The organism is Maribacter sp. 2-571, assembly GCF_050589625.1.
GTDB lineage: Bacteria > Bacteroidota > Bacteroidia > Flavobacteriales > Flavobacteriaceae > Pelagihabitans.
Window position 1 is genome coordinate 123,097 of the sequence record NZ_JBNGOP010000012.1, and the last position, 24,160, is coordinate 147,256.

Annotated in this window: 18 protein-coding genes and 1 tRNA gene; 9 read left to right on the top strand and 10 right to left on the bottom strand. The window is 45.7% G+C overall.

From position 1 onward, the window contains the following. Window positions 1-96: 96 nt before the first annotated feature. The 6 genes from ACRD7P_RS10655 to ACRD7P_RS10680 form a co-directional block, all read right to left on the bottom strand. On the bottom strand, window positions 97-2,628 hold the full coding sequence (locus ACRD7P_RS10655) for a PIG-L family deacetylase (protein ID WP_430907557.1): 2,532 nt from the start codon (window positions 2,626-2,628) through the stop codon (window positions 97-99). Between the two features lie 73 nt (window positions 2,629-2,701). Beyond that, window positions 2,702-3,253 carry a mechanosensitive ion channel domain-containing protein gene (locus tag ACRD7P_RS10660; RefSeq protein WP_430907558.1) on the bottom strand — a complete coding sequence of 184 codons (552 nt, stop codon included), beginning with the start codon at window positions 3,251-3,253 and terminating at the stop codon, window positions 2,702-2,704. Window positions 3,254-3,256: 3 nt separating this feature from the next. Continuing rightward, on the bottom strand, window positions 3,257-4,213 hold the full coding sequence (locus ACRD7P_RS10665; protein WP_430907560.1) for a septum formation inhibitor Maf: 957 nt from the start codon (window positions 4,211-4,213) through the stop codon (window positions 3,257-3,259). A gap of 32 nt (window positions 4,214-4,245) precedes the next feature. Beyond that, on the bottom strand, window positions 4,246-4,848 hold the full coding sequence (locus ACRD7P_RS10670) for a Maf family nucleotide pyrophosphatase (protein WP_430907562.1): 603 nt from the start codon (window positions 4,846-4,848) through the stop codon (window positions 4,246-4,248). A 3-nt stretch (window positions 4,849-4,851) separates the two neighbouring features. Continuing rightward, entirely contained in the window at window positions 4,852-5,379 is a 528-nt protein-coding gene (locus ACRD7P_RS10675; RefSeq protein ID WP_430907563.1) for a KdsC family phosphatase, read from the bottom strand. A 75-nt stretch (window positions 5,380-5,454) separates the two neighbouring features. Then, complete coding sequence (locus tag ACRD7P_RS10680) at window positions 5,455-6,213, bottom strand: Rossmann-like and DUF2520 domain-containing protein (protein WP_430907565.1); 759 nt, start codon at window positions 6,211-6,213, stop codon at window positions 5,455-5,457. Between the two features lie 289 nt (window positions 6,214-6,502). Between ACRD7P_RS10680 and ccsA the strand changes: the two genes are divergently transcribed. The 4 genes from ccsA to bshB1 all read left to right on the top strand — a co-directional run bounded on the left by ccsA (window position 6,503) and on the right by bshB1 (window position 13,310). Further along, window positions 6,503-9,700 (top strand): cytochrome c biogenesis protein CcsA, encoded by a 3,198-nt coding sequence (ccsA, locus tag ACRD7P_RS10685; RefSeq protein WP_430907566.1) that lies wholly within the window; start codon window positions 6,503-6,505, stop codon window positions 9,698-9,700. Window positions 9,701-9,859: 159 nt separating this feature from the next. After that, a complete protein-coding gene (locus tag ACRD7P_RS10690; RefSeq protein ID WP_430907567.1) occupies window positions 9,860-11,266 on the top strand; it encodes an MATE family efflux transporter in 1,407 nt (468 codons plus the stop codon). 41 nt (window positions 11,267-11,307) lie between these two features. Then, entirely contained in the window at window positions 11,308-12,483 is a 1,176-nt protein-coding gene (locus tag ACRD7P_RS10695; protein ID WP_430907569.1) for a trans-sulfuration enzyme family protein, read from the top strand. A gap of 104 nt (window positions 12,484-12,587) precedes the next feature. Next, entirely contained in the window at window positions 12,588-13,310 is a 723-nt protein-coding gene (bshB1, locus tag ACRD7P_RS10700; RefSeq protein ID WP_430907570.1) for a bacillithiol biosynthesis deacetylase BshB1, read from the top strand. On the opposite strand, the gene ACRD7P_RS10705 is transcribed toward bshB1, so the two are convergent. Next, window positions 13,307-15,463, bottom strand: a complete 2,157-nt coding sequence (locus ACRD7P_RS10705) for a tetratricopeptide repeat-containing sensor histidine kinase (protein ID WP_430907572.1) — start codon at window positions 15,461-15,463, stop codon at window positions 13,307-13,309. The two genes, bshB1 and ACRD7P_RS10705, sit on opposite strands and share 4 nt — an antisense overlap. Before the next feature lie 200 nt (window positions 15,464-15,663). Here ACRD7P_RS10705 and ACRD7P_RS10710 point away from each other — a divergent pair, with 200 nt between their 5' ends. Next, complete coding sequence (locus tag ACRD7P_RS10710) at window positions 15,664-15,855, top strand: hypothetical protein (RefSeq protein ID WP_430907574.1); 192 nt, start codon at window positions 15,664-15,666, stop codon at window positions 15,853-15,855. 51 nt (window positions 15,856-15,906) lie between these two features. Further along, window positions 15,907-15,982, top strand: a tRNA-His gene (locus ACRD7P_RS10715). 139 nt (window positions 15,983-16,121) lie between these two features. Here the strand turns inward: ACRD7P_RS10715 and ACRD7P_RS10720 are convergent. Continuing rightward, on the bottom strand, window positions 16,122-17,681 hold the full coding sequence (locus tag ACRD7P_RS10720; RefSeq protein WP_430907575.1) for a M28 family peptidase: 1,560 nt from the start codon (window positions 17,679-17,681) through the stop codon (window positions 16,122-16,124). A 405-nt stretch (window positions 17,682-18,086) separates the two neighbouring features. Between ACRD7P_RS10720 and ACRD7P_RS10725 the strand changes: the two genes are divergently transcribed. From ACRD7P_RS10725 to ACRD7P_RS10735, 3 genes are all read left to right on the top strand, one after another. After that, window positions 18,087-19,694, top strand: coding sequence for an aldehyde dehydrogenase (NADP(+)) (locus ACRD7P_RS10725; RefSeq protein WP_430907577.1), 1,608 nt, complete (start codon window positions 18,087-18,089; stop codon window positions 19,692-19,694). A 289-nt stretch (window positions 19,695-19,983) separates the two neighbouring features. Then, window positions 19,984-21,258, top strand: coding sequence for an NAD(P)/FAD-dependent oxidoreductase (locus ACRD7P_RS10730; protein WP_430907578.1), 1,275 nt, complete (start codon window positions 19,984-19,986; stop codon window positions 21,256-21,258). 72 nt (window positions 21,259-21,330) lie between these two features. Beyond that, complete coding sequence (locus tag ACRD7P_RS10735) at window positions 21,331-22,155, top strand: fumarylacetoacetate hydrolase family protein (RefSeq protein ID WP_430907580.1); 825 nt, start codon at window positions 21,331-21,333, stop codon at window positions 22,153-22,155. Between the two features lie 145 nt (window positions 22,156-22,300). On the opposite strand, the gene ACRD7P_RS10740 is transcribed toward ACRD7P_RS10735, so the two are convergent. Both ACRD7P_RS10740 and ACRD7P_RS10745 read right to left on the bottom strand, forming a co-directional pair. Next, entirely contained in the window at window positions 22,301-23,059 is a 759-nt protein-coding gene (locus ACRD7P_RS10740) for an arylamine N-acetyltransferase family protein (protein ID WP_430907582.1), read from the bottom strand. A 94-nt stretch (window positions 23,060-23,153) separates the two neighbouring features. Next, the gene (locus tag ACRD7P_RS10745; protein ID WP_430907583.1) at window positions 23,154-24,074 is read right to left on the bottom strand and encodes an SMP-30/gluconolactonase/LRE family protein; all 921 of its coding nucleotides are present in this window, start codon (window positions 24,072-24,074) and stop codon (window positions 23,154-23,156) included. Window positions 24,075-24,160: the final 86 nt, after the last annotated feature.

The following is a 24,160-nucleotide window of genomic DNA, read 5'->3' on the forward strand; positions in this document are numbered from 1 at the left end:
AAACTGGTCATTAAGTAATTGAAAATCAATAGGTATATAACATTTAGCGCCAATACCAAGGTATACTCCTTTTTCCAAACAAACTTGTCGTGCATGTTATCCTTTTACGTTCTTTGGTTTGGAAACATTGGTCTTGCCCAAGGAAAGCATATTGGCGAACAATTTATATGCGCCGGGTACGCCGGCCGGAAGTTCTCTAAAGAAACTCAGCCCGGTGTAAATGTAGTTGCCCTTACCGTAAGGCGCTACTAGCAAACTCCCATTTTTAGCGGTTTCGCCGGAGTCTTTCATTGAAAATAATGGGGTGAACGCCGAATCCCACTCGTTGGGGAAATAAAGGCCGCGTTCCTGGACCCAGCCATCAAAATCGGTCTCGGCGATGGTATTGGGAAACTGGAGCATGGGATGTTTTTTGTCCAGAATGCGCACTTCCGAAAGCTCATCGGTTACCCGATCCCTCGATAAGGTCAAGGGATAGGGGGCGATGTTCTCGAACTGTTTGTTCCAGCGGCCAGCCGTGTTGTATTGTACGATCAGGTTGCCGCCCTTGTTCACATACTCCAATAAAAACCGTTGTTTGAACCGCAGTTCCGGAACCACGTTGTAAGCGCGGATTCCGGTAACGATCGCATCAAACCCGTCCAAGCTACCGGCCACGATATCTTCCGGTGCGATCACTTGTACATCGTAACCGATCTGTTCCAAGCTCTTCGGTACGGCGTCTCCCGCCCCGACGATATACCCGATCCGTTTTCCGATTTTTTGAATGTTCAATCGTACGATTTTAGCTTGGGCCGGCAACAGTACGGATTGTTTGGGCACGTGGTCATAAGCAATTTCTACCAATTCCTTGGATATTTGCGCTCCCGCTATTTCCAAGATGGGAACCAAATAATCCTCGTTTTCATCGGAAGGCGGTGTCAGTTGAAACGTTACAATTTGTTTATCGCCCTTTTTTTCGATTTGGAACGGTTTGCTTTTCGCATCCGATTGCCAACCATTGGAATGGGTTAGCCTAACGGTACCCTTGGCGTTGTCCTTATGGGCCTGAACGATGATAGGTATGGTTTTGGAACGTCCATCGGCAAAAATCATCACCTTGTCCTCAAACCCAACTGTGGCCACGGGAACAATTTCAAAGGGTTGCGTCAATTCCCCCTTGTCGGGACGGGCGAACCGGTAAACCACCGGTTTAACGATCTTGATCGTTTTTCCGTTAAAATCAAGATCGAATGTCGCATAAAACTTTCTTGGGGTCTCCGGTTTTCCGATCAATTGACGATCTTGGACGGTGTACATGCCCAAACTGCCCGTTTCGTTCAGCCAATACGGGCTGGTGTACCCCGTAGTCTTGGGTACCCTAAAGTTGGTCTCTAGGTTGATTTTTACATTGTTGGCCAACGGGTTCGGACCTTTTGTAACAATGCTGTCGCCAATGCTTACCGATTGCAGGGCAATGGGATAGTCGCTCCTGTTGATGGCTTCCACATTTACCGTTACCGTTCCTCCGGGGTAGCTATGGCCATCCGTTGCAGAGGCCTCCAGATAAAGCCCGGATATGGCAACAATAATGTTTTGTAGCTCCTGTAGTTTAATGGTTTTCCAATGGTCGTCGTCAATATCGGACAAAAGGGAATATGCTTCCAAAAGTTGGGGCAAGTGAACACTGGGGTCCTTAAAATTAAAGCTTTCCTCAACGGGATACAGTAAATCCCCAATGGCCTTTCCATTGGCCAACCGCGACCAAGAGGTGTCGATACCATCAAAAAGGTCGGTCTTGTCCTCCGGTAACGATCCTTTTAACAGTTCTACATATTCCTTTTGGGAGCCCCTTCTGAGCCGCCGGCCAAACCCTTGGCATAAGTGCTGGCTGCTCGCCAAGGAGGCAATTTCGTTGTTCGACATCCCCAATGTGGGGTAGTAGGTGCCGATATCAAAGGATAGCATCTTACTTTTATCCGCTGCCGCAAACTTTTGTTCACTGCCATAAAACCACCAAGAGGTGTTGAAAAAGAGCCGTTCCGGCTTCCAAGTATCCGTACGGTCCAGTTGTTCGGGATAGGCAGTTGCATCGCCGACCAGATCAAACGCTTCCATGCTCAACATGGCGGAAGCGGTATGGTGTCCATGGGTGCTTCCGGGGGAGCGATGGTCGAACCTATTGATAATAACATCGGGCTTAAATTGTCGGATCAGTTGCACCACATCGCGCAACACCTCTTTCTTGTTCCAGATGCGCAATGTTTCGTCGGGGTGTTTGGAGTATCCAAAATCGTTTGCCCGGGTAAAAAACTGCTGTCCGCCATCTACCCTTCGAGCCGCCAAAAGCTCTTGGGTACGCAATACGCCCAACAGTTCCCGGAGTTCGGGACCGATGAGGTTTTGCCCGCCATCGCCTCTGGTCATCGACAAATAGGCCGTTCTCGCCTTGTCGTGATTGGACAGATAGGAGATCAGCCGGGTATTTTCATCATCGGGATGTGCAGCTACGTATAGCGCGGAGCCCAAAAAATTAAGTTTTTGAAGCGTATGATAAATATCGGAGGGGTTCGTTTTGTGATCCTCTTGGGCAGTAGTATGTAAGTGCCCGAAAATGAGGTGAAAAAGAAATAAAAACGTGAGACGCATAAGTTGTATTTGGTTGAAAATCAAAGATAGAAAGATAAAAAGCGGAGGATGTCCTTTTAAATTTTCTTTAACACTACGGCATGTCGGTATCGGTAGTGTCGTCGCAAAGTAGGGTAACGGCTTTTTGAAGCATCATATTATTGGGATAGGTGATCAGTTGCCCGGAATCGCTGCGAAGCCGCACATGATATGCCTTAATGTCCTCGATACGGAAACTTTCCTGAGGACCCAAACCCTCGGTTTGCAGGTCCTTGTCCATAATTTGGATACGGTCCCCGATTTTAAAGGGAAAGGCAAAAAATAGGATGACCCCTGCGGTAACATTGCTCAATATGGACCATTGCGCAAAAAGCGCTACACCGATTACGGCAAAAATAGAAGAAAACAGCAGTCCCAGTTCCTTAAAATTGATGCCCCATACCAACGATAGGGCGACAACGGCCAAAAAGGTATACAAAAACGACAGGTACTTGGATATTCGGAGTACTCGTACCTGTTCGATATTTCCGACACGCCCGATCTTACGTACCGTTTGGGAGCCAACGAACCGTATTACCGTCAGCAACACTAGAATAATGACCGACCAAAGGATTTCCCCTTGATGCCCTTGAAAAAAATGCTCCATACGCTAGAGTCCTAAACTATCGCGCAACGAAACAAAACGGTTGCTGTTTTTTTGCCAATAGGGGCTTTTAATGCGTTCGATTTTTGTGCCTTTGGATGTCAGTTCCTTGGCATTGGCCCCATAGCCGCTGATAAACGTTTCCGACCAGCTTTCGATGGTGTGGGGAAAGGCTTCGGTAAAGTTGATTTTCAGGCTGCGCTTCAATTCCGGGTAGGTAATCGAATAACTGGAGATGCCTTCCGAAGTTGTTAAAGTGGTAGTTGCCTCATAGCTTTTTAAAGGTTTGTGGGACAGTCGAATATACTCTAAAGAAGGTACGGCAGTAATACTGCCCAAAGGAAGCTTTTCGGGGCTGATCCTTATTTTGTTCCACAATTCATTTTCAAGCACGGCTTTCTCCAAAGTTAAGCTTTCGTCCGCTTCGGTCTCAAAATAACTGTGCGAGCGTATTTCAAATTGTTCACGGTTGTTGAGTTGTGCGTAAACCTGACCGCACCATTCCTGCGATGAAAAGGATAATTTTAGTGCATGGGTGTTATCATGTACGGGATAAAAACTGCTGCTCATAATGGAGTAGGGGTATATTCCCGTAAGGTAGTTTTTTGTACTGTTGAGTTTTAGTACGGGTATGTTATCCGGGTTGGAACCGTCCGCCTTTACCTGTTTGTCGGCCAAAAATGGTTCGGTGACGTAAATGAGCACCGAGCTGCCGGTCCTCATTTCCCCGTAACGGGCCTGTTCTAGCTTGTATGAGGTGATTTCGGCAGTGCCCGAATACCAATATTTTTTAAAATCGTTGCTTATTTCGTGCCGGGGGCTGTTGTTCTGGCTTTCCGATAACGGTGTTTCGGCCATCGCTACGTTTTGTTCCCCTGTTTTTTTGGTTTGGCATGCGGTCAACAATAGCAGGAATGCAAAAGTTGTTACGCCTGCGATGTTTCGGTGTCGGATATTGTTCATAGGTGCTATTTTTTTGTTTTCGTATTTATTGTTCAAAGGGTCGGGACCGATGCGGTCATTTGCGTCAGCGTTTTATACAGCAGCTGTGTCGGCAGTCCCATTACATTGTTATGGGTACCCTTAATCTGTTCGATGCCAATATGACCGAGCCATTCTTGAATGCCATAGGCACCGGCCTTGTCAAAAGGACTATAATTATTGATGTAATGGGCTATTTCCGTTTCGGTCAACGCCCTAAATTTAACCGCTGTCGTTTCATGGACCGTGCGCTGTGCCCCAGCCGTTGTAAAACAGATCGATGTAATTACCTGGTGCCAATCACCGGAAAGGGTCCGTAGCATTTGAGCCGCTTCTTGGGCATCGGCAGCTTTGGCGAGCGATACCCCTTTGTGCCAAACCACGGTATCCGAGGTGATCACAATTTCGTTGGGCGCGATATTCCCCTCAAAAGGAGCGGCTTTAAGCTCGGCCAGATAATCTGAAATTTCTGCTCCCTTTAAGGTGTCGGGATAAACTTCGTCCACCGGATTCAGTCGTATCTCGAACGGTATTTCCAGGTCCTTAAAAAACTGGTGGCGCCTTGGTGATCCAGAAGCGAGTATGACGGTAATGTTTTCTAATGATTTTTGAAGCATTGTTCAAGCATTTTGCGCGTTAAAATTATCGAGCCAATCCCCCCGAACTTTTAACACTTGGGTGATAACGTCGCGCACACAGGAATCTCCACCATTTTTATGCGAGATGTAATTGCAGACGGCCTTTACCTCTGGCACCGCATCTTGCGGGCAAGTAGCCAAGGCTACCATTTGCAAGGGAGGAATGTCGGGAATATCGTCACCCATATAAAGTATTTCTTTTGCCGTGATATTGTTTTCTTTCATATAGGCCTTTAACGGAACCGTTTTTTGATGAGCGCCCAAAAAGATGTCGCTTACACCAAGGCCCTCCAGGCGATTGCGAACCCCTTCGTTGGTGCCACCGGAAATGATACAGACGTTGTAACCCTTGTCCAGTGCCGTTTTTAAGGCATACCCATCTTTAACGCTCATTTTTCGGAGCATTTCGCCCTCTGAGGTAATTAACAGCGAACCGTCCGTAAACACCCCGTCCACATCGAAAACAAAGGTAGTAATGTCCTTTAAAATTTTTTTATAGCTCTTTTCCACACATTTTATTTTTGGGTGACTAGGTGATTTGTAGTCCGATCGTATACAATTTTATAGTTCAATTAAAAATTCCGGTTATTGATTATAAGTATTTGAAATAGATTTACTTATTATTCGATATGTTTCTTTTAGTTCTAAATTTTGCAATGCTCCCAGATGCCCGTTCAATATGGCGGTATCGTTTCGCCGTGCAGGTCCGGTCTGCATGTCCAAAGGAAGTCCGTCTTCAATTTTTTGTGCGGTCTCCAAAATCAATGGTTTTAAAAGGTCGAAGGAAACCCCCCGTTCCTTACAGATTTCATTTGCCAAATGGTACATATGGTTGGTGAAATTATTGGCGAATACGGCCGCCAGATGTAGCCCTTTTCGTTGCTGCGTGTCAATAGGGTGTATCTCTTTGGTGAGGCTCGAAGCCAGGTTGCCCAATAGGCGTTGATTTTCAGGGGTATTCGCTTCAATACAGATCGGAATGTTATCAAAGGCTACCTTACGGGCTTTACTGAACGTTTGCAAGGGATAAAAGACACCATGGTTCTGATGGGCTTTCAATACCTCCATTGGTACGCTGCCCGCCGTGTGCGCAATCAGACCCTTTTTACCCTTCAGCCTGTCGGAAACCGCCGAAATTTGACCATCGGATACTGCTATCAGAAAAATGTCCACATCCGGCATGACGGATTCCGTTCCAAAAACGAGCACCCCTTCATCAAAATGGTCGCGAGCCTCCTCGTTTCTGGCCAGTACCTGTAACTTTCGGATGATTGGGCACCCCAACAAATGATCGTGCAGCTGTTTCGCAACATTTCCCGTTCCAACGATTACAATATTCAACATGGTCCAAAAATACGATAAAAACGGCCCTTATTTTCTATGATGAACCCGTATCCGCCCATTGTTTTGGACAAGGGCGCAAAAACAGTGCAAACCAAAGGGCGGGAGCAATGATACTGGTATATCTCCGATACCGATTCCATCTTTAAAAAATAGCTATGGAGGGTAAATTGGCCTCCACTTCAAAATATGGAAATAATTAACAGTTTTGTTCAACCTTATTTCCTTTTTAAAGACGGTCGTTACGGCAAAAAGGTAGTATTTTTGCCATCAAATTTCAACTCTACTTCCGATGAAGGAAACGCTAAAGAACATCCTGTTTTCCACTCGTTTAATGGCCTTGCTTTTTATCGTTTTTGCCATTGCCATGGGAATCGGCACCTTTGTCGAGAGCAAGTACAGCACCGAAACCGCACGTATTTGGATATACAATGCTACTTGGTTCGAAGCGATTATGGTGTTTTTTGTGATCAATTTTTCGGGAAATATTTATCGTTATCGGCTGTTACGGTGGGAAAAATGGCCGGTTTTGCTGCTGCACCTCTCATGGATATTGATTATTGTAGGGGCTTTTGTTACCCGGTACATTAGTTTCGAGGGCATGATGCCCATACGTGAAGGCGCTTCGGAAAAGGTATTTTATTCCGATAAGACCTATTTGACCGTTTATGTAGACGGTACGATTGACGGTGTAGGCCAGCGTAAAATATTGCAGGAGGACCTTATCGTGACTCCAGAGGCAAAAAAAACGAACCTGCCATGGTCATCGGACTATGGAGGTGCACCATTTACGATTTCCTATGTCGATTTTATTGATGGCGTCAAGGAAGGAATGGTTCCCGATCCCAATGGGAAGGCATTTTTGAAGATAGTGGAGGCGGGCGATGGTCAGCGACATGAGCATTTTTTGGAGGACGGTCAGGTCTCTAGCATTCACAACGTGCTGTTCTCCCTCAACAAACGTACCGATGGGGCCATTAATATCATCGTTACCGACAGTACCTATTTACTTCAAACGCCTTTTGAGGGAGATTTTATGCGAATGGCCGATCAGTTTCAGGGGCAGGTGGTTAAGGACAGTGTTCAAGAACTACAGTTGCGTTCGCTATATAACATGGCGGGCATGCAGTTCGTATTTCCCGAGCCCGTGGTAAAAGGATCTTATGGAATCGTAAAAGTGCCCAAAACGGAACAAACGAAAGCAACACTCGATGCTTTGGTCGTTGCGGTAACGGCCAACGGGGAAACTGTTGAAAAAAAGATATTGGGGGGCAAAGGGTCGGCGGAATTCACCAAAAAGTTTAAAGTGGGCGGACTCGATTTTATGCTCAGTTATGGATCCAAGGTGCATGAACTTCCGTTCAGTATTAAATTGAACGATTTTATCGCTGAAAAATATCCCGGAACCGAAAAAGGCTATGCTTCCTTTATGAGCAAAATTTCGGTAGAGGACGACCGATCTTTCGACTATGATGTGTATATGAACAACATTCTCGACCATAAGGGCTACCGGTTTTTCCAGTCCAGTTTTAGCCCTGACGAAAAAGGTACCGTTCTTTCGGTAAACCATGATCAGTGGGGAACGGGCATAACCTATGTCGGTTATTTTTTGTTGTACATCGGTTTGTTGGGCATTATGTTTTTTGGGAAAACCAGGTTCAAGGATCTGTCGCGATCGCTGAAAAAATTGAACGATAAAAAAAGGACGCTTACTACACTCTTTCTGCTAGGAAGTGCACTATGGGCCACGGCTCAAGAACACACTCCCGACGATGGTCACGATCATAGCAAGGACGCTCCGACCGCGGAACAGGTAGATTCGCTAATTCGGGCATCCATCGTTTCCGAAGCGCATGCCGAAAAATTTGGAAAGCTCGTCATTCAGGACGAGGCGGGCCGTATGAAACCCATTAATACCTTTTCTTCCGAACTGTTGCGCAAATTGAGTTTGAGCGACAAATTCAACGAAATGAATTCCGATCAGGTATTCCTTTCCATGATGAGCAACCCGGCATTATGGTACAATGCAAAGTTTATAGCGGTCGATAAAAAAGGAAAGAACGACAGTATTCGAAAAGTAATTGGGATACCGAAAGGGCAGAAATACGTTCGGGCCGTTGATTTTTTTGACGAAAAGGGCAGGTACAAGCTGGAACCTTTTTTACGGGAGGCTACAACCACCAATATTCCCAACATGTTCGATCAGGATTATAAGGATGCGAACATCCGATTGAGTTTGTTGGACCAAGCCCTGCAAGGCAGTATCGTAAAAATATTCCCATTGTTGAACGATGAGAACAACAAATGGATATCGGCCCTGGAATTTCGGGGCGGACAGTACCAGATCGGCGATACCTTATATGCCAATTTTGTTAAGAATGCCCTTCCGTACTATCTGATGTCCCTAAAAAAGGCACAACGGAGCGGGGACTATACGGAAGCGGACAAGTTATTGGAAGCCTTCAAACAAAACCAGTTAAACCATGGTAAGGAAGTATTGCCCTCCGATGCGAAAATAAAGACCGAGGTGGTCTACAACAAATTGGGTATTTTTCAGCAGCTTTGGCGCTTGTATCCGGTAGCTGGATTGCTCATGTTCATCATATTGGTCCTTCAGATCTTTAAAGATCGTGGGATATGGCGTATCGGGGTCTATGCGTTAAAAGGGACCATTATCATTCTTTTTCTTTGGCATACCGCTGGCCTGGCATTGCGTTGGTACATTTCCGGACACGCCCCTTGGAGCAATGCCTATGAAAGTATCCTATACGTCGCCTGGGCGACCATGGGGATGGGGTTCGCCTTGGGCAAAAAAAGTGATATGACCATTGCCTCATCGGCCTTTGTAGCCGGGATGCTCCTGTGGATCGCGCATCAAAACTGGGTAGATCCTTCCATAGGGAATCTGGTACCGGTATTGGACAGTTATTGGTTAATGATCCATGTAGCGGTCATTGTCGGGAGCTACGGTCCATTAACGGTTGGTATGATATTGGGCTTGGTAGCGCTGATCTTGATTATGCTCACCACCAAAAAGAATAAAAAGCGCATGGAGCTCAATTTAAAGGAACTGACCATTATCAATGAGGTTACCCTTACCGTAGGGCTCATTATGCTCACCATAGGAAATTTTCTTGGCGGACAGTGGGCCAATGAAAGTTGGGGCCGCTATTGGGGTTGGGACCCTAAAGAGACCTGGGCCTTAATTTCCATTATGGTTTACGCCTTTGCCATTCATACCCGACTGATACCCGGATTACGGGGTAAATGGACGTTCAATTTTTTGAGTGTCGCTGCCTATGGAAGCATTATGATGACCTATTTTGGCGTAAATTATTACCTGGTAGGGCTGCATAGTTATGGGCAAAGTGGTGCTGCCGCCATAACCCCCGATTACATCTGGTATATCATATTGGTCGTGCTTCTTTTGGGAGGTGTCAGTCTGTGGCGATACCGGGCCAATTATGTTAAATCTGCGAACGAAAAGTAGAAGGTTCAACAAAATGTTGCACTTTTGTACCATCATGAAGTTATAAGAATCCTTACATCGACGCCCAAGAAACCGATTTACAGCTAGGTTTCTGTCCATTTTTCTTCCATTACCGGTGGCGTCCCTACTGTAATTCTCTCATTTTAATTCTTATGGCGCATGACGACCTCAAATAATAATATACGCAATTTTTTTACATATTTTAGAAATGCCGTTTTAGGCAAAACATCCGATTTTACCGCTGGGAGCATACGAAAAGCCATTTTTATGTTATCGGTGCCGATGATTTTGGAAATGATGATGGAATCCATTTTTGCTATCGTCGATATCGCCTATGTTTCCCAAGTAAGTATCAATGCCGTAGCCACCATCGGGCTTACCGAGTCGGTAGTTACCTTGGTATATGCCATCGCCATAGGCCTGAGTATGGCCGCAACGGCGATCGTGGCGCGGAGAATCGGGGAAAAGAATATTCAAGGAGCAAAAGAAGCAGCGGTCCAGGCCATTGCCTTGGGTGTTGTGGTCGCCCTGATCATTGGAATATTGGGCTATCATTATGCAGAGGATATTCTGGCCTTGATGGGCGCGGCGCCCGATCTCATTTCGGAAGGGGTAGGGTATACTCGCCTTCTTTTGGGTGGGAACATCACCATTTTGTTATTGTTTTTGATCAATGCTATTTTTAGGGGAGCGGGCGACGCGGCCATTGCCATGTGGGCGTTGGTGCTTTCCAATACGTTGAACATTATTTTAGATCCCATATTTATTTTTGGTTGGGGTCCGGTTCCCGAATTTGGTGTTACCGGAGCGGCGATCGCCACTACTATCGGTAGGGGTACAGCTGTTTTGTTTCAGCTAGCGGTATTGTTTTTCGGATGGAGCAAAATAAAAATTGGCCTTTCCGATCTGGTATTGCGCATAAAGGTCATGTGGAACCTGATCCAGGTATCCGCAGGCGGTATTGCCCAATTTTTGATCGGCACTTCCTCCTGGGTGTTTTTAATGCGGATCATGTCCGAATTTGGTAGTGAGGTCCTGGCCGGGTATACCATAGCCATTCGTATTATGCTCTTTTCATTGATGCCCTCTTGGGGCATGAGCAATGCCGCCGCGACCATGGTAGGGCAAAACTTGGGGGCAAATAAACCCCAAAGGGCAGAAGCCTCCGTATGGAAAACGGGAAAGTACAATGCTTTTTTTATGGGCGGTGTTTCCCTTATCTATTTGTTATTTGCAAAAACGATGGTAGGCTGGTTCCATACCGATCCGGTAGTCGTTTCCAATGGGGCGCTATGCCTACGTGTCATTGCCATGGGCTATATTTTTTATGCCTATGGCATGGTGGTTACCCAGGCGTTCAACGGTGCCGGGGATACCGGTACGCCTACCAAAATTAATCTGTTGGCCTTCTGGCTGTTCCAATTGCCATTGGCATACCTCGCTTCCTTCTACTGGGATTTAGGCCCTTTGGGCGTTTTTATGGCCATAACCTCGGCAGAGGTGTTGTTGGCGGTGATTTCCCTTTACTGGTTTAAAAAGGGGCGTTGGAAGCAGGTGCGGGTATGACCCTAATTTTGTAACTTTAGCCATCAAAAATTTGGAATAGCATGAAGCTGCATAAAAAAGGATTGAATACTATTTGTACCCATGTAGGGGAGGTTGTCGATGAAAAATATAAAGGTGCCATTTCACCCTTGTATATGAGTACTTCCTATGCTTTTGATGATGTGGACGTGAAACGGTATCCAAGGTATTTTAATACGCCCAACCAAGAAGGGCTATGCAAAAAAATAGCCGCATTGGAACACGCCGAGGCCGCTTTGATCTTTGGAAGCGGTATGGCCGCCGTAAGTACTGCGGTACTGGCATTTTTACGGGCCGGAGATCACATTGTGCTACAAAAAACCCTGTATGGGGGAACCTACAATTTCGTTACGGAGGAGTTGGAGAAATTCGGAATCTCCTATTCCTTTACGGAAGGGTTGCGGCCTGCCGATTTTGAGGCCCAGGTGCAGGAAAATACCAAGGTAGTCTATATTGAAACCCCTTCCAATCCGTTATTGACCATAACCGATTTGGAAGCAATCGGTACCTTGTGTAAAAAGCATGGGATGGTATCCATGATCGATAATACCTTTGCGAGTCCCGTTAACCAAAATCCGATCGATTTTGGTATCGATGTGGTCATCCACAGCGCAACAAAATATATGGGTGGCCATTCCGATATTTGTGCGGGTGCCGTGGCATCGACCAAGGAATATATGGATTGTATTTTCCAATTGGCCAAAAATTTTGGCGGGAGCTTGAGCGATTACACGGTATGGCTGTTGGAACGTAGCTTAAAAACCATGGGATTACGGGTAAAGGCCCAAAATGAAAATGCCCAACACATGGCGGAGTATTTGAACGGACATGAGGCCATAGCCAAAGTGTACTATCCGGGACTGCCGGAGCATCCCGATCATGAGCTTGCCAAAAAACAGATGCACGGTTTTGGCGGCATGCTTTCTTTTGAACTGGATGCACAGTACGATGCCGCTGCGTTTCAAAAGGCCCTGCAACTCATCAAATCTTCCATGAGTTTGGCCGGAGTGGAAAGTACCGTATTGTCGCCGACCCAAACCTCACATTCCCTGTTATCGGCCTCCGAACGGCAGAAACAGGGCATTAAGGACGAACTGATCCGTTTTTCGGTGGGAATCGAAGAACCCGAGGATTTGATAGCCGATATAGAACAGGCTTTAAAAAAAATCGCAACCACTCGGATCACTGCGGCATATTAATATAGAGAATACACTTTGGACAAGTTTCCCAAGGACCGTTGTAACAAGGGGCGTTAAAAAGTTTTCGTGGACCATAACAATCAAATCGATAAAATTACTTTCCTATGAAGTTGGATATATTGGCTTTCGGAGCACATCCGGACGATGTTGAATTAGGTGCCGGTGCTACATTGGCAAAAGAAATTGCACAAGGTAAAAAAGTAGGCATCATCGATTTGACCCGTGGAGAGCTCGGAACCCGGGGCACTGCTGAAATAAGGGATAAGGAAGCCGCCGCCGCCGCGGATATCCTTGGCGCCACGGTACGTGAAAATATGGGGTTTTCCGATGGTTTTTTCATCAATGATAAGACCCACCAATTGGAAATTATCAAAATGATACGGAAGTACCGCCCCGAAAGGGTGCTTTGCAATGCCATTGATGATAGGCATATCGATCACGGTAAAGGCAGTCGTTTGGTAAGTGATGCCTGCTTTTTAAGCGGATTGGTCAAAATAGAGACCATTGCTGAAAATGGCCGGGATGTTCAAGAGCCTTGGCGTCCCAAACAAGTATACCATTATATCCAATGGAAAAATCTGGAACCCGATTTTGTCGTGGACGTAAGCGGGTACATACAAACGAAAAAAGAGGCGATAATGGCTTATGGGTCCCAGTTTTATGATCCTAAGAGCGACGAACCGGAAACGCCGATCAGTAGCAAAAATTTTATCGATAGTGTGGTGTACCGTGCCAGAGATCTCGGTAGGTTGGTGGGTGTTCGCTATGCGGAAGGCTTTACCGTAGAACGCTATGTTGCGGTAAATTCGTTAGACGATTTGGTTTAACTGGCCTGTTGGTAGCGTTTGTGCGCTTTTGGTACCGTGAAGAAGAAACAAGTACCCTGTTTTAGTTCACTTTCTACCCAGATCATCCCGTTATTTTTCTCAACCATTTCCTTGCAGAGCGACAGTCCTAGCCCCGTACCTTTTTCGTTTGCGGTGCCATAGGTGGTAATGTTCGCATTTTGATCGAAGATCCGCGCTTGGGTCTCCTCATCCATACCAATGCCGGTATCGCGGATGGCAACCTCCCAATGGTCGTCATTTTCGCGGGAGGCTATGGTAACCATGCCGTTGTTCGGTGTAAACTTTATCGCGTTGCTGATCAGGTTACGGATAACGATATCGGTTTGGTCCCCATCGCCCCATGCCATGGTGTTTTCTGGAATGGTACTGATGAGTTTAATGGATTTGGTTGTAGCGGTTTCGGACAACAGGTTGATGTTTTCTTTGACCAGGTTGTCCAAGGAAATAACGGTGGGCTTGGTGATAAGGCCGTTCATTTGTGCCTGTCCCCAAGAGAGTAGATTGTTCAACGTAAACGAAATATGATCGATATCGTTCCCTAATTTCGGTATGAAGCCCATAAACTCTTCCTTATGGATCTCCCCGTTTTTAAACAGGTTCAGTAATCCTTGGAATGCGCCGATTGGTCCGCGAAGGTCATGGGCCACGATCGAAAACAGTTTGTCCTTTGTTTGATTGATATTTTTTAGCTCCTTCTCGTTTTCCTCGAGCGTTGCGGTTTTTATCCGAAGTTCCTCATTTAGGTTTTTTTGTATTTTTTCGCTTCGGTGTACCAAAAAGGTAACGACGATAAAGATCATTAAAATGACCAAGGCAGCATTTACATAGTTCCGTTGGGTGGCCAGTTGTTTCTCGTTTTCGATAATCAGTTCGGCCTTTTGTTTTTCGTATTGCGACTTGGTCTTGAGCAGGGAAAGGCTTTTCTTGTTTTCGGTACGCGATATGGTATCCGATAGTTCTTGGAACAGTTCATGATAGTTGAGGGCAGTGGCGTAGTCTTCCTTGTTTTTATGGATTCGGTAGAGCGTTTTGGCGCATTTTTGTTTCCCTTCCTTAAAGTTGATCTTTCCGGATATTTCAAATGCCTTTATGGCGTACTGTTCCGAAATACTGTCTTTGCCCATACCAAGGTAGGTTTCCGCCATTCCGTTCAACAGGTCTATTTCGGCCCGGTCGTCTTCCAACGATTTGTGGAGCATTTCACTTTGATTATACCAAAACAGGGCCCAGTCATACTTTTTCTGCTTCAAATAGATTTTACCTTTCACTTCATAGGCGTATGCCAACCAAGCCGTGATATTATGCTTTTCAAATACAGAAATACTACTGTTCACGTTGTACATGGCGTACTCAAGCTTGCCCATGTCCGCGTATATGGAACCCATATTGGCATAAGTTTCAGCGGAACTTATGGGTTTTTTTAACCCTTCGTTTATTTTTTTGACCTGCTTGTAGAAGAAAAGTGCTTGCTCAAAATCATTTTGTGATGCATAAAGATGGGCTATGTTTTCCGTTATGATGGAACGCATCAGGTCATTTTCATTTTTTTCCGCGACTTCCAAACCATCCAAATACCCTTCCAGGGCATTGGAATAATCCCCTTTGTAACTATACTCCCCGGCAAGATTGTTTTGGGCGGATAGCATTAGATCGGAATCATTTATCGATTTGGCGATATCCAGTGCGGCTTTGAATTTTGAGATGGCCGCTTTAAATTTCCCCTTATCGGAATAATAGTAGCCCAGATTGATCAGTGCTTCGGTCTTTCCTTCGTCATATGCTGCCGAAGCACTATACACTTTTGCTTCTTTGGAAATGATTAACAGCCTTTCCGGTTTATAAAACCGCTGTGAATACGCCAGCTTGTTCAAAAGGTCGATATAGGTGCTGTCTTTGACCGAAAAACCTTTTTCGCGCTGTTTTTGTTTTACGAGCGCTTCCAAACTATCCCGTTCTTTCTGTTGTGAAAACAGGGTAAGGGAAAAAATACAACAAAAAAATAGCATGAGCGCCCGCATCCGTATGTGGAAGGGGTAGGTTATCGTAGTTCCCTGGGCCATGCTAGGTTTCATTCTGGCGACTAAAATATACGATGCGTTGTCTGCAGCGTAATAAATGTTGTGTATGCGCATTTTTTGTGTGTTTGAACAAACAAAAGATGTAGTTTGCCGATGATTTCCCGATATCGCTCTCCTGGTGGTCGACGTTCCCTTTAAAAACGACGAAGCGGTACGGACCGATTTCTAGTGTAGGTCCACCGATTATGGCAAACACCCAAAAAAAGGGAAATCAAAAATTACTTTGCTACCTCCCGGATGCTAAAGATAAAATTTTGACATCGAACGGTAACCCTCCGAACGGGAGGTGCCCAGTGTCCAGGGTCGGGGCAGTTGCCCAGAAACCCCTACCTGAGCAGGTTCAATTGCTAGAGCGCTTCGCGACCGATAAAAACCTCCCCAAATATGAAGTTGGGTATTACATCAGCGTATGGAGTACCGTAAAATCGGATAAAATATGCACCTAATAATTTTGAAAGATCGTACAAAAAAAAGTACCTTTGCCATCGCTTATAAATGGTGGTTGTAGCTCAGCTGGTTAGAGCGCTAGATTGTGGTTCTAGAGGTCGCCGGTTCGAAACCGGTCTTCCACCCAAAATACATGCCCTGTTCTTTTTGGAACGGGGTTTTTTTGTTTCCGACCTGCTGCTAAGCGAAAAGGTTGAAAACGAAAACGACCGCTACGGGATGGTCCCGTAGCGGTCGTTTTCGTTTTTGTTGTTGTTCTTGTTGATTATTTGCTAGCCTTGTCGACCACCAGCTTTTCAGCTCGGTTGGCCACTTCCCAAGCCGTATGGAATACGAGTCGTGTTCTATTTTCCAAAAGGTCATAGTTGATTTTATCGGGAGTATCCCCCGGACGGTGGTAATCGTCATGGGTGCCATTAAAATAAAAAATGATGGGAATATTGTTTTTTGCAAAATTGTAGTGGTCGCTACGGTAATAAAAGCGATTGGGGTCATTTTCATCGTTATAGGTGTAATCCAATGCAATGTTGGTATACTTTTCATTTACCTTTTCCGAAAGTTCGTGCAGTTCCGTACTGAGCTTGTCCGAACCGATCAGATAAACATAATTGCGATCGCCCGTTCTTTTTGGGTCGATTCTTCCGATCATATCGATGTTGAGGTTGGCTACGGTTTTTTCCAAGGGTACTATTGGGTCGATGTCCGTATAATATTGTGAGCCCAGCAGCCCTTTTTCTTCTCCGGTAACGTGCAGGAATACAATGGAACGTGCCGGTCCGTTTCCTTGGTCCGCGGCATTCTTAAAGGCTTGGGCAATTTCCAATAGGGCAACCGTACCCGAACCGTCATCGTCGGCACCATTGTTGATTTGGCCATCGGCCGTAATACCGATATGATCTAGATGTGAGGAGATTACCAGGTATTCGTCAGGTTTGGTGCTCCCTTTCAACAGGGCCACCACATTTTCCGAATCTATCTGCTCATCTGTTGCCGTAAGGTCAATACTTACGGGTGTTGCAAGCACCGACGGCATATCGTCACTGGTAATGGTCGTCAATAGGGCCTTGGCCATTGTTTCGGTAATGTACATTTGAAAAAAATCGTCTGCCGTATTTTCCTGTATGGACATTTGACCGCTATTGTTCAATTTCATATACTCAAAGTACCGCTTGAATCGCGAGAAGTTTTGAGCATCGAAGTACAACATTCCCACAGCACCTTTGTCTTTTGCCAAGGCCGTACGTTTGTCTATTGCTTGCGACATATTGCTCCAGATGGAAGGTTCCGAACTTCCCGATAGCACATAGCTGCCGTCTTCATTTTTGGGTTCCCCCGCTTTGATCAAGACCAATTTGCCCTTTACGTCGATATCTTTATAATCCGAATACTTTTCATCCTCGATACCATAGCCCACATACACGATATCCGCAAAGTTCTTTTTGGTGGGGGTAAAAGTTAAAAAGTCGGTGCCCAAAACGTATTCGCTGTCGGCAACGGACATTGTTCCGGTTGGTAATTTCACGATTTCCAAAGGTACTTTTTGAAAATAGTCGTCACCTCCCTTTGCAGCTGCAATTCCCATTTTTTCGTATTCGGCCTTCAAATAGGCGACCGCCTTTTTCTGTCCTGGTTTTCCCGTTTCCCTTCCTTCAAAATCATCTGAGGCATAGGTGTACAAATGCGTTTTTAATTCCGCTTCGGTAATCGTGCTGGCATATACCGGAGCGTTATCTTTTTTCGCGTTGGAACTGCCGTCTTTTACCGGTTTTTGTGATGAGTTGCATCCTAATGCCAAACCGATCAAGACCAGGGCTATATTTTTCATTTCTAAAGAATTGTAGTGTTTAATTTCGTGCAAAAATAGTGAAAATTGGACTATAGGCCCGTTTTTTAATAATTGCTGATCGGGATGGTCGGACAGCTACTCGGGAAAAGATTTTTAAGGAGGAGCGTTTCGGTGCGATTACCATCGATACACAAATGAATGCTGCTCATGTAAGCACATAATAAAAGTGCGTTATGTTACTTTGTTCGTAACGACGATATGCGCATAATTTTATTGTAAATTTGAGTGTAGGTGTTGCCTAGTGCTTTTATTTGTAGATTTTTGGGAAAATGGAACTTTGTTTCAATGTTCCGGAGAATGGATTTGGGCAACTCCCTTTAAAAGAACAGCACGGGTGATGGTCGCCCCCTCTGGTAAAATCACCTTATTACTAAACAAACGAAAATGATAACGGGAAAAAACTATATCGGATTTGATCAAATGGCTTCGGGTACCGTCACTTACAGGACCTTTGACCCAATAGCGAACCGGGAAAATGAAAATCTGTTCGTAGCGGCCACCAGCGAAGAGGTGGACAAAGCGGTTCAACTTGCCGTGTCGGCATTTGCTACGTATCGAAATATGAGCGGCCAAAGGAAGGCAGCTTTTTTAAATGCGATTGCGGATGAAATCATGGCCTTGGACGAGGAATTGATCCAAAGGTATTGTTTGGAAAGTGGATTGCCGGAAGGAAGGGCAAAGGGCGAACGAGGACGGACGGTCGGACAACTGCGGGCCTTTGCCGAATTGGTTGCAGAAGGTTCATGGGTAGAGGCCATCATCGATACTGGAAAACCGGAACGGCAACCGATACCAAAACCCGATCTTCGAAAAATATCCATTCCTTTAGGCCCCGTGGCGGTATTCGGTGCCAGTAACTTTCCCTTGGCGTATTCCACCGCGGGAGGAGATACTGCGGCCGCATTGGCGGCCGGTTGTCCGGTACTGGTAAAAAGCCATCCGATGCATGCGGGCACCGGGGAATTGGTAGCTTCTGCGGTTGTAAAGGCAGCAAAGGATACAGGGATGCCGAACGGTGTATTTTCCAATTTGAATAGTAAAGGCATCGAAGTGGGAACCCAACTGGTAAGCCATTCCGGTGTAAAAGCGGTCGGTTTCACGGGAAGTATAAAAGGCGGGCGTGCCCTTTTCGATTTGGCCGCGCAACGAGCTGAACCCATACCCGTTTTTGCCGAAATGGGAAGCATAAACCCGGTGGTCGTCCTGCCATCGGCCGTGGAGGACAGTGCTTTGGATGACTGGGCCGCTAAATACGCATCCTCCATTACCTTGGGCGGTGGACAGTTTTGTACGAACCCAGGATTGTTACTGGGCTTAAAGGGAACCGCTTTGGATGGATTTATTGCGTCGTTGGATACTGAAATCAAAAAAATGACCTCCCATCATATGTTGCATCCCAACATTCATCAAAATTTTGAAAATGGGAGGGCCGAGTTGTCCGCACAAGCCGGGGTGTCGGTCGTGGGGAGTTACAATACCCTTAAGGCCCCAAATACCACTACCAATACGGTTTTGACCGTTTCCGGAAGTGATTTTTTAAAGAACCCCATATTGCATAAAGAGGTTTTCGGTCCGTTTTCAATTGTCGTCAGTTGTTCGGACAAGGAAGAGTTGAGAACGATTATCGCCCAATTGGAAGGACAACTGACCGGTACGGTCTTGGGCAGGAAGTCGGAGTTGGAAGCATACAAGGATGTGGTTGCGGCCTTGGGCGATAGGGTAGGGCGCATCATTTTCAATGGAGTGCCTACCGGTGTGGAAGTATGTCCGGCCATGTTACACGGAGGTCCCTACCCGGCCTCTACGGATAGCAGGTTTACGGCAGTGGGTGTATATTCCATTAGACGATGGGTACGCCCTTTTAGTTTTCAAGATTGGCCCGATGCCACCTTGCCGGAAGCCCTTCAAAACGCAAATCCCTTAAAGCTCAACAGATTGGTAGATGGAAATTGGACGACCGAACCATTGCTGTTGGAAACTAGCGAAATATAATACCAATCGCGAATTAAAATGCGCCTTGGATAACGAAGTTGCTTTTTCATTTACTGACCCGGTAAAGGGTTTGCATAGCCATGGCTAAGCCAAACGCTTACAAGAAAAGTAAATGGACAATGAACAAGTAAGATTGGCGCATTTTAATTAGCAATTGATATGAGTTCTGGTATAGGGGAAAAACTTTTGGTTCCCCATAAAAGTGAGGATAAGCATGGCCTAAATAGGGGATTGCCTTTTGCGAAGATGTTGCTTGTCAGGCGTTTCGTGTGCGATAAAGGTGCTCCTTTTGGGTAAGAGCAAATTAAAAACTGATGTGAAAGAGGTTTTGGTCATTGGCGGTGGTATTGTTGGGCTTAGTTCGGCCTATTTCCTGCACAAACAGGGTTGTAAGGTAACAGTGGTCGATAAATCGGCGATGAATTCCGGTGCCTCGTTCGTTAATGCCGGTTATCTTACGCCAAGCCATATTATTCCGCTTGCCGCACCGGGAATGATTTCCATGGGACTCCGAATGATGTTCAACGCTGCAAGCCCTTTTTATATGAAGCCGCGCTGGGACATTGACTTTTTTAAATGGGCACGGTATTTCCATAGGTCGTCCACCGAACAAAAGGTGGCCAAGGCTATTCCCGTTATCAAGGATATCAATATCCTCAGCCAACGTTTGTACCACGAAATCAGGGACTCTGGGGATCTGGGCGATTTTCAGTTAGAGCAAAAAGGGTTGTTGATGCTTTATCAAAAAGAAGCATCTTTCGAACATGAAATGGAAGTGGCCCGAAAAGCGGCTTTTTTAGGACTGGAGGTCACCAATTTGGACCGTGCCGCACTTGCTGCATTGGAACCCGATATCGAAATCAATGCCAAGGGCGCGATACATTATAAATGTGACGGTCATACCACCCCTGGTGAAATTATGCCCAAACTGATCGCTTATCTAAAACGTGTAGGGGTAAGCATTCGTACGAACGAGGAAGTGGAACATTTTGGGTTCTCCAACAAAAAAATAACATCGGTTCGTACGAACAAAGGTGTATTTGCTCCAGAGGCGGTAGTGCTTGCAGCGGGTTCATGGAGCGGACTGCTCGCAAAACAATTGCGTTTGAAACTGCCTTTACAAGCTGGGAAAGGCTACCGGATCAATGTGAAAAGACCGACCGGAATTCGGTTTCCGGCGATTTTAATGGAAGCAAAAATGGCGGTTACGCCCATGGCGGGATTTACCCGCTTCGCCGGAACAATGGAATTTTCGGGAATCAACACAAAAATCAGAAAGGAACGGGTCATGGCCCTGGCAAAAGGGGCGAACCGGTTTTATCCACAATTACAGGTGCTTCCCGAGGAAAGGGAGGATGCCCAAACGGGAATGCGACCGGTATCGCCCGATGGACTTCCTTATATTGGAAAAACCGGTACATATGACAACTTGGTAATTGCTACCGGGCATGCGATGATGGGGTGGAGCCTTGGCCCCGCTACCGGAAAAATAATAGCACAACTGGTTACCGATACACCTCCGGAAATGGATATTACCGCTTTTCATCCGGACCGTCGTTTCTAATTGGTATACCGACCCTTGGAGCAAAACACTTTAAATCGGTATTTTTAAGAAGGATATTTAAATTGGTCTAGGATGCAAATTTACAAAACGGAAAAAGGGGCGGTCATTGCACATGAGGGGCATTGCTATTTGAAAGCAATTGACGATTGGGACGTTTTTATCAATAGGGTAGGCCTTTACGGGGCCTTGCTGACGGATATCGCAACACTTCCCAAAACGGCGGACATCCCTCAAAATGTCCTAGCGCCCATCGGGAGCCAAGAAGTATGGGCTTCCGGGGTCACCTACTTTCGAAGCAAACAGGCGAGGATGGAAGAATCGAAAAAAGCGGGTGGTGGTAGTTTTTACGATTTGGTGTATGATGCCGATCGACCGGAACTTTTTTTTAAGGCCACGCCTCGGCGAACGGTGGGGCAACTCGGAACCGTACGCATTCGAAAAGACTCCCATTGGAATGTTCCGGAACCGGAACTGACCTTGTTCCTAAGCGTATCCGGAACCATAGAAGGGTATACCGTAGGGAATGATATGAGCTCTCGAAGTATCGAAGGTGAAAACCCATTGTACCTCCCGCAGGCAAAAACCTATGACGGCTGCGCAGCACTGGGGCCAGGTATTTATGTTCCGGAGCGTCCCATTGCGGCAACAACATCGATAAAAATGGTCATCCGTAGAAACGGAAGTACCGTTTTTGAGGGAGAGACGACCTTGGCACAAATGAAACGAAACCCAGCTGACCTGGCCAGGTACCTTTTTAGGGAGTGTAGTTTTCCGCAAGGCTGCTTTTTAATGACGGGAACCGGTATTGTACCGCCCGATAATTTTAGCTTGAACATCGGGGATGAAGTCGATATTACTATTGACCATATCGGTACGTTGACCAATACCGTGGAATAATCACAAGCTTTTCCTGTTGCGCGGTACCGAAAACGGATTAGGGTAATGGGGATTTGGGTATGCTAAGGCTAGCAAGGGTCTTGAAAAACGCTTCAGTGCCGTAACAATACGTTTATAGGTTTCCTTGATCTAAGGTCCCCCTTTTTTAAAACCCAAAGTCGATTTGAAATGCTTCCTTGAGAATACGGACTTCTTCCTTTTCAGAAGTGATGGTATACTCCGTTTTGTCGGCCCCGCTCCTGCAAATATATTTGGAATTGAAAATGGTTTTTCTACCTTCTTGATAGGGCAGGGTAACAATCTTGTTTTTGACGAAATGGGAATCGGGGGAATGTTGTTTGTATTCGCACTGCGACGCAAACGCTGTAATGTCATGGCTATCGGTATCGAACAGGTACTTGTTTTCAAATTTGGAATCCTTGGAGCGCATTTGTAGCGACAGTTCTTTCCTATGGGTGCGCACGATCTTAAAGTACGTTCTTCCATCGTATTGCTCATCAGCTGTCCCGATGCGAAGGGGGCTTACAAACAGGTCGCCAAAACCGACATCCGCTAACCAATGTTCTTGTGCTATGGTTACCAAAACTGCCATATGGTCGAATTTTGGGCCTAGTTCTTTTCCGTTGAATATCCGTGCCGAAATTAGCTTTGCGGTAAATCCTAGGTGTACTAAAAAGTCGTGAAAAAGATAATTGAGTTCGTAACAAAACCCGCCCCGATTGCGGGTTACTATTTTTTCGAACAACGCCGATGGTTCCAACCTGATTTTAATCCCGTGTTGTACATCCAGGTTTTCAAATGGAACGTTCCAAACGTGGTGTTGGTGCAATTTTATCAGGGTGTCGACATCAACACCGGGGATCCCCGAAAACTTGATCCGCTTTAAATAGGCCTTGGCGTCCATTTTAGTTTCCTTATTCAGACCGTATGCATTTTGAAAGGCAAAACGTCATATCCATGGGATATAAGGCCCGGCGGTCAAAACGTTTCAAACGAAATTACTCTACCGGGACCTTACGCAAACGGTACGGTTGTAGTCTTTTGGGATCTACGATCGCTTTTTTGTCCTCATCAAAATTATCCAATTGGGTATTTGCAACAAAATAAAATGCGCCGTTTGCTATGGCAAAGGTGGTGGGGATGATATCGTCTTTTTCAAAGGTGACAGGCTTTTCAGTATTTACGATTTTGGTTCCCGCTGTGTTGAGGGTGTACTTATAAAGTCCGTTTCTACCGTTTTCATTCGAAAACATGTTCACGATTCCATAGAGATTGTTCCCATAAAACTTCAAACCATCTATTCCGGTGTACTTTTCGTTGGGTCGGTTTACTATTTCTTTGCTATCCATGGCAACAATCCGTATTCCCTTGGTCGAAGCCAAATACAGGTGGTCACCATCGTCGGAAATAGCGATACCGTTGGAATTGGAAACTTCTTCGGAATCCATAAAAAGTTCGATGTTTTTGAAAGGACGTTGTATTTGGTAGATACGATTGCTTTCGGAATCGGTCATGAAAATATTGTTTTTGGGACTTGTGGCCAAATCGTTCAAGTAATGGAACCCTCCATCGTTTAAGCTATAGGAGTCGATAAGATGTCCAGTAGATAGCTGTAGGAGCAACAGTACGGAGCTGTTGCGTTTTTTGGTAAGGCTATTTCCTAGGGCATATAGGGTGTCGTCCTTTATGGTCATGCCAAAGCCGGATAAATATCCGTGTTCCCTAGTGTCGATAAATGTAGCCGGGTTTTGACCGTTCACTTTGCTAAAAACAATTTTTTCCCTTTTCAAACTGTTCAGATATACCCGATCGGTATTCCCGTCAACAGCAATTCCTTCAGGAATCAGGTCATGTTCAAATTGAAGTTGGAATACCTCCGATTGTTGGCTGGTACAACTTACCAACATAACAAAAAACAAACTAGGGCTTGTTAACACAAAATAGGTATCTTTGTTAAATGGAATTGACGGATACCCAATTTGAAACGATCAGCTCTCATTTGCCC